A 5,495-nucleotide genomic window follows, 5' to 3' on the forward strand; every position below is an offset into this window, starting at 1 on the left:
GGACGTGCATGCCGGTTGAAATCACGGCAAGTGTCATCACCGTTATGGAAAAAATCTTCCCTGACACGGTTTTTCGCCTCCACACCAACTTACCTGAAAACTTCAGCTGGCCAATGGAGCGACAGGATCTTTCAGAGCTACTTGGCAATTTACTCGAAAATGGCGGGAAGTGGTGCCAGACAACCGTCGACGTTACAATCGCCCGCACGTCATCAGGACTCTCCATAGAAGTAGCGGACGATGGCCCCGGAATTTCTCCCGAGGCGGCAGCCACTGTCATGAACAGGGGTACCAGGCTGGATGAAACGGTCGCGGGTTTTGGGCTCGGATTGTCCATCGTGTCCGAGATTGTCGAAGACAACCTCGGACACCTGGAAATCGGATCCTCGAAAAACGGAGGAGCCAGGATTCTGATTTTACTGCCATTTCCGGACTAGATCACTGCCAAAAGGCCAGCCATCTTGAAAATCCGGCCTTCAAAGACTCAGTTTTAGCAGTAATCAGCTGCGTCATTAATTATTCTTCGAGTTTAATTCAGAATCAACGGGGTCATTCTGGCTGTCTGTTGGCGGAAGATCGATCGAGAATAGCTGGTACCGTTCGTTCTCCCCCAACTTCTGAGCGTCAGTGGCCCGCGGACCAAGAACCTTATCTACCGCATCGTTTGGAATTGCGGCAAAGACCCTGGCGTACCCGTCAGCGTCCAGCAGACTGTCGAATTCTGTGGAGGTGATTTCGACAGCGTCGCCCAACGAATAAAAACGTGCGGAAAATGGCATCTTGCCAATGTAAAAGATTGGACCGTCTCCCGCTTGCTGAATGCTCTCATACCGTCCTATCAATTCCTTCTCGGTTTTTAGTGGTTTTACTCCGCTCACACCTATGAACACAAAAAGGGTAATGAGAACGGGTGCAAGTAATACAGCACCCGACCTGATTCTGGACCAGGGACGTAAATTGAGCTGCGACACCCATCCGGCAATCAGAATGGCCGAGAACGGCAGAGAAGGAAGTATGTAAGTCCAGAGCGTGTTGCCTGCCAGGGTAAAGAACAGCATTGGCGTTATCGCACAAAACAACAGATACAGCGTTGAGGCGTCTTGAACAGCACCAGTGAATATATCCTTTGTTTTGCCTCGCGCCGCCGCAAGGCCAAAGCCAACCAAGCCAATGATACCCCAGGGGAATGAAGCCCAAAGCCAGAATATCCAGATCATGCCCTTGGGCCGGTCATGGGCACTACCGTACAAATCGCCGGCCCACCCGGGGTCCAGAAACCGGCTAAAGTGTTCGCCAATGATGAAATAGTTGAGGAACCCTGGCGTTTTCAATTCAGCGAGCACGTACCATGGCACGGCAATCGCCAGTGTCAGAAGTGAGCCAAGAAGCCAGGGTAATTTTTTCAACGGCTGTAACCGCTGCCTGAAAATAGCAGCCCATAGCACCAGGGGGATAACGGTCAGTACAACAGCCAACGGTCCCTTTGACAACAAGCCGATAGCCAGGCCCACGAAAAACCACCAGCGCCAATAGTCAGACCGGCCCGAAAGCACGAACCACATGCTCACCAGAGAAAGGGTCGTTCCAAAAACCAGGAATGTATCCGTCATGACTGCGCCAGCACTGATATAAGTGAGTGCCATCGTGGAAAGCACAAGAGTAGACCATCGAGCGACCGCAGCACCGCGCGCATGATTTGCAAGGCACCACGTCAGCCATACGATTCCAATCGTGGCGAACCATGCCGGTAGCCGCAGAGAAAATTCAGACAGTCCAAATATTTTTATAGAGGCAGCCTGAGCCCAGAACGACAGTGGAGGTTTCCCCCAGAACGGAACGCCGGGTTCAAACCAGGGCGTTATCCAGTCCCCGGTTTCAGCCATTAAACGAGCGATTTCAGCGTATCGGGGCTCCGTTGTATCCACGAAGGGATACAGCGTCATTCCGATAAAGCGACTGAACAATACGGCAGCCAGTACCCAGAACCAGGGCTCAAATCGCTTTATCATTCTTGACGCCTCTGAAGTTGCTGATTTGGTCTCGGCTTGATACCTCTTTGTTCTCGACCACTTCTTCGGTCAGATACAGTGGTCGCTGTTTCGATTCGATGTAGGTTTTGCCCACATACTCACCAACGATACCAACGCTCACCAGTTGTATGCCGCCCAGAAAACTGATGAGGGCGATTAACGATGGGTAGCCGTCAGTCGGATCGCCGAGCATTATTGCCTTCGCTACAATCCAGACACCGAACAATCCACCAACGGAGGCGGCCAGCAAGCCGACAAGCGTTGCCCATCTGAGAGGTGACACTGAGAAGGAAGTCAGGCCTTCAAGGGCCAGGCCGACCAGGCCCGGGTAGTCCCACTTACTCTCGCCAGCCACTCTCAATGCCCGGTCGTATTCGATGATCGTCGTTGGCATACCAACCCAGGCAAAGAGTCCCTTCATGTAGCGGTTGCGCTCTCCTAACCGGAGAAGGGCATCAACTGCCCGCCTGCTCATCAATCGGAAATCACCCGTGTCGACCGGGATTTCAGTGCGACTGGTCTTATTCAGCAAGCGATAGAAAAGGTGCGCACTCCAGCGCTTGAGAAAACTCTCGCCTACACGTGATCGACGTTGCATCAGAACGACATCAAAGCCGGACTTCCAACTCTTGACCATCTCGGGAATGTATTCAGGTGGATCCTGAAGGTCCGCATCCAGAACGATCACCGCATCCCCCTTGGCATGCTCCAGCCCTGCTGTTACCGCTGCCTCTTTGCCAAAGTTGCGGCTTAGCTTGACGAGACGGATGCTCGATTTCCTTTTAATGAAAGTCCTAACAAATTCGGCACTGCCATCCTCGCTACCATCGTCCACAACCACGATCTCCGAGCGAATATCGAGGCTCGCAAGGATCGGCAATACATGCTCAAAGAATAGGGGAAGCATCGAACGCTCATTGAACACCGGAACCACCAGGGAAAGCAGCTCTGATTCATTCGGCGCACGGGAAGTCTCAAGAGGTTTGTTCATGAAACACCAGCCTTTGGTAGACAACATAGTTAAATACAGCGACAGCCGCAGTGGTTAGAAGCTGAGCAGGCACAACAGAGATTTCAAACAGTTGATGCAGGACTAAAAAGATCAGAACGTTCAGGAGAGCTGCGAGTGAACAGGAAAAGGCATATCGCCAGATGGCCTGGATGTGTGGGCGTGCGTTTGGAAAGGCCAAAGTTCGCTGCAACCAGTAGTTGGTAACCGCTCCTACAACGCTTCCAGAAAAGGTGGCTGCTACGGGGGCCATGCCAAGCAGAACCAGGCCGGACATGGCCGCCCAATGGAAAAGGGTTGCCATTCCTCCGGCGGCAATAAATCCACTTATTCTTTTAAAGGGAACCTTCTTCATCCTGGCCGACACACCCGTGGCTATAACCATCGTGCCCGATGTTTCAACAACAATTCCGGAAATGGTGAACATTGACTCTTCAGAAACATCGGGCACCAGAATCTGGACACACCTGCATAGAAATGTCTATCGCTCATAGGTTGCCCCTAAAACCATGTATATACAGCTTCTTGCGTTCGTGACTCGACTATTGATCCTACCAGGTGCAACTGAAATCAAACTGAAAAGTCGACCGGTAACCCCCCATTTTTAACGGGTTGCTGTTTTTCTGGGGAGTTGCCGTTACTGGTACAATCCATGGCAGACTGGCGAAACTTTCCCACCACGAAAAACGGCGCTTACAAATGAAAATTCTGATTGTTGAAGACAATGCTGTACTTGCCAAAAAAATATCGGACTGGCTTGCGCAGGCGCACTACACAGTAGATATCGCCAAAACCGGCAAAGAAGCGGACTCGTTGATTGAAACAAGCTCCTACCAGGCCGTTATTCTCGATATCGGACTGCCCGATGAAAATGGACTGTCTTTAATGCAAAGATGGAGAAAAAACGGGAAAAAAGAGGCCATCCTTATTCTGACCGCACGCTCCAACTGGACTGAGAGAGTAGAAGGGTTGAACGCGGGTGCCGACGATTACCTTCCCAAACCGTTTGAGTTTGATGAACTGAAAGCCCGGCTCAATGCAATTATCCGAAGGAAGGATGGCAGAACAACAGATCAAATCAGTGTCGACGGATTTCGTCTCAACGCCAGCTACCGAACGCTGACCACGCCCGACCAGAAAGAGTTCAGACTGACAGCCACTGAATTCCGCCTTTTGCAGTGTTTCCTGCGTTCACCAGACAGGGTATTTTCACAGGATGAACTGGTTGAAACCCTCTACAACATAGAAAGATGCCCCACCAGAAATGTTGTTCAGGTCTATATAGCCAGGCTCAGAAAAATAATAGGGGGCAATAAAATCAAGACTTTGCGTGGCCAGGGCTACTTCTTCGAAAAAGATCCTACTGGCTGAACGCCCGAACGAACCAGGTCAACATATGCCAGCTCCAAAGAGTATCCGAAGAACAGCCATTCAGTATGGGGCTGTTTTCAGCCTCGTCTATTTCACCCTGATATTCTTTTCACATGCCTACGTGATAAAACAACTATCGGACGAGTCCAGGAAACAACACCTGAGTAAAGAGCTGGAAAACTTTCAGGCAATCATTGAAGCCGAGTCCCCGACAACTGACGACCTCAGGAACATGATCCATCAGTTTGAAATGCTTCTGGGGCATGCCATCATCATCGAAACGGCAGGCGGGAGCGTCCTGACGAGCAACAACTTTGACCTGAGCCAAATGCAGGGCGTTGTGGATAAGCCCGAGGGTTTTATTCACATAGCGCAGGGCGCGAACACGCTTTTTGGGCTTAGACGTACGTTCACTGCTACTGGAAAGCTGGCCTCAATCACCGTTCTTGAAACCGAGGGGGCGCTCTCTGAACGACCGCTGAAGGCCCACCTGACATTGCTCGGTGCCTCGGCCGTTCTTCTGGCGATACTGCTGGCTCTGATTGGAACCACCACACATCTGACGTTAAAGCCCATCAGTAAGATAAAAGAGGACCTGAGACGGCTCCAATCCGGGAAACAAAGTCGTCTGAACCCTCACGTGCCGGAAGAGTTTCGTCCGCTGATCCGGCAGCTCAATGATTTGCTCGAGCTGTCAAACCGGCGGCTGGACCGCCACCGCCGCCTGAACTCCGACCTCTCTCACCTGGTCAAAACCTCTATTTCTGCCAATCTTGCCATTTTGTCGGATATCGATACCTTGCCTCCGTCCCGGGAGGATGTTGTGTTTATGGCCTCTAACTTGCGGGAGCTTGACAAATCCCTGAAATACCGGATGAGCAAAGCAGACATATCAGGCAGACAGATGGGACGGACGTGCATGCCGGTTGAAATCACGGCAAGTGTCATCACCGTTATGGAAAAAATCTTCCCTGACACGGTTTTTCGCCTCCACACCAACTTACCTGAAAACTTCAGCTGGCCAATGGAGCGACAGGATCTTTCAGAGCTACTTGGCAATTTACTCGAAAATGGCGGGAAGTGGT

Annotated in this window: 6 protein-coding genes; 3 read left to right on the forward strand and 3 right to left on the reverse strand. The window is 51.4% G+C overall.

The features are described from left to right. Positions 1 to 437, forward strand: a 437-nt coding sequence (locus A3220_RS15950; RefSeq protein ID WP_252860504.1) for an ATP-binding protein, incomplete at its 5' end; no start/stop codon positions are given. A gap of 75 nt (positions 438 to 512) precedes the next feature. Here the strand turns inward: A3220_RS15950 and A3220_RS15955 are convergent. Genes A3220_RS15955 through A3220_RS15965 form a run of 3 tightly spaced genes read right to left on the reverse strand, consistent with a single transcriptional unit; the run spans position 513 to position 3,490 of the window. Continuing rightward, on the reverse strand, positions 513 to 2,009 hold the full coding sequence (locus tag A3220_RS15955) for a glycosyltransferase family 39 protein (RefSeq protein ID WP_062375915.1): 1,497 nt from the start codon (positions 2,007 to 2,009) through the stop codon (positions 513 to 515). Then, positions 1,993 to 3,021, reverse strand: a complete 1,029-nt coding sequence (locus A3220_RS15960) for a glycosyltransferase family 2 protein (protein WP_040297488.1) — start codon at positions 3,019 to 3,021, stop codon at positions 1,993 to 1,995. Before A3220_RS15960 ends, A3220_RS15955 begins: the two co-directional genes overlap by 17 nt. Then, entirely contained in the window at positions 3,005 to 3,490 is a 486-nt protein-coding gene (locus A3220_RS15965) for a GtrA family protein (RefSeq protein ID WP_252860505.1), read from the reverse strand. Before A3220_RS15965 ends, A3220_RS15960 begins: the two co-directional genes overlap by 17 nt. A gap of 248 nt (positions 3,491 to 3,738) precedes the next feature. Here A3220_RS15965 and A3220_RS15970 point away from each other — a divergent pair, with 248 nt between their 5' ends. Then, a complete protein-coding gene (locus tag A3220_RS15970; protein ID WP_062375917.1) occupies positions 3,739 to 4,410 on the forward strand; it encodes a response regulator transcription factor in 672 nt (223 codons plus the stop codon). A 25-nt stretch (positions 4,411 to 4,435) separates the two neighbouring features. After that, positions 4,436 to 5,495, forward strand: a 1,060-nt coding sequence (locus A3220_RS15975) for a two-component sensor (protein ID WP_062375920.1), incomplete at its 3' end; no start/stop codon positions are given.

Origin of the sequence: Halomonas sp. KX33721, assembly GCF_001596805.1 — a bacterium.
GTDB classification, from domain to species: domain Bacteria; phylum Pseudomonadota; class Gammaproteobacteria; order Pseudomonadales; family Halomonadaceae; genus Vreelandella; species Vreelandella aquamarina.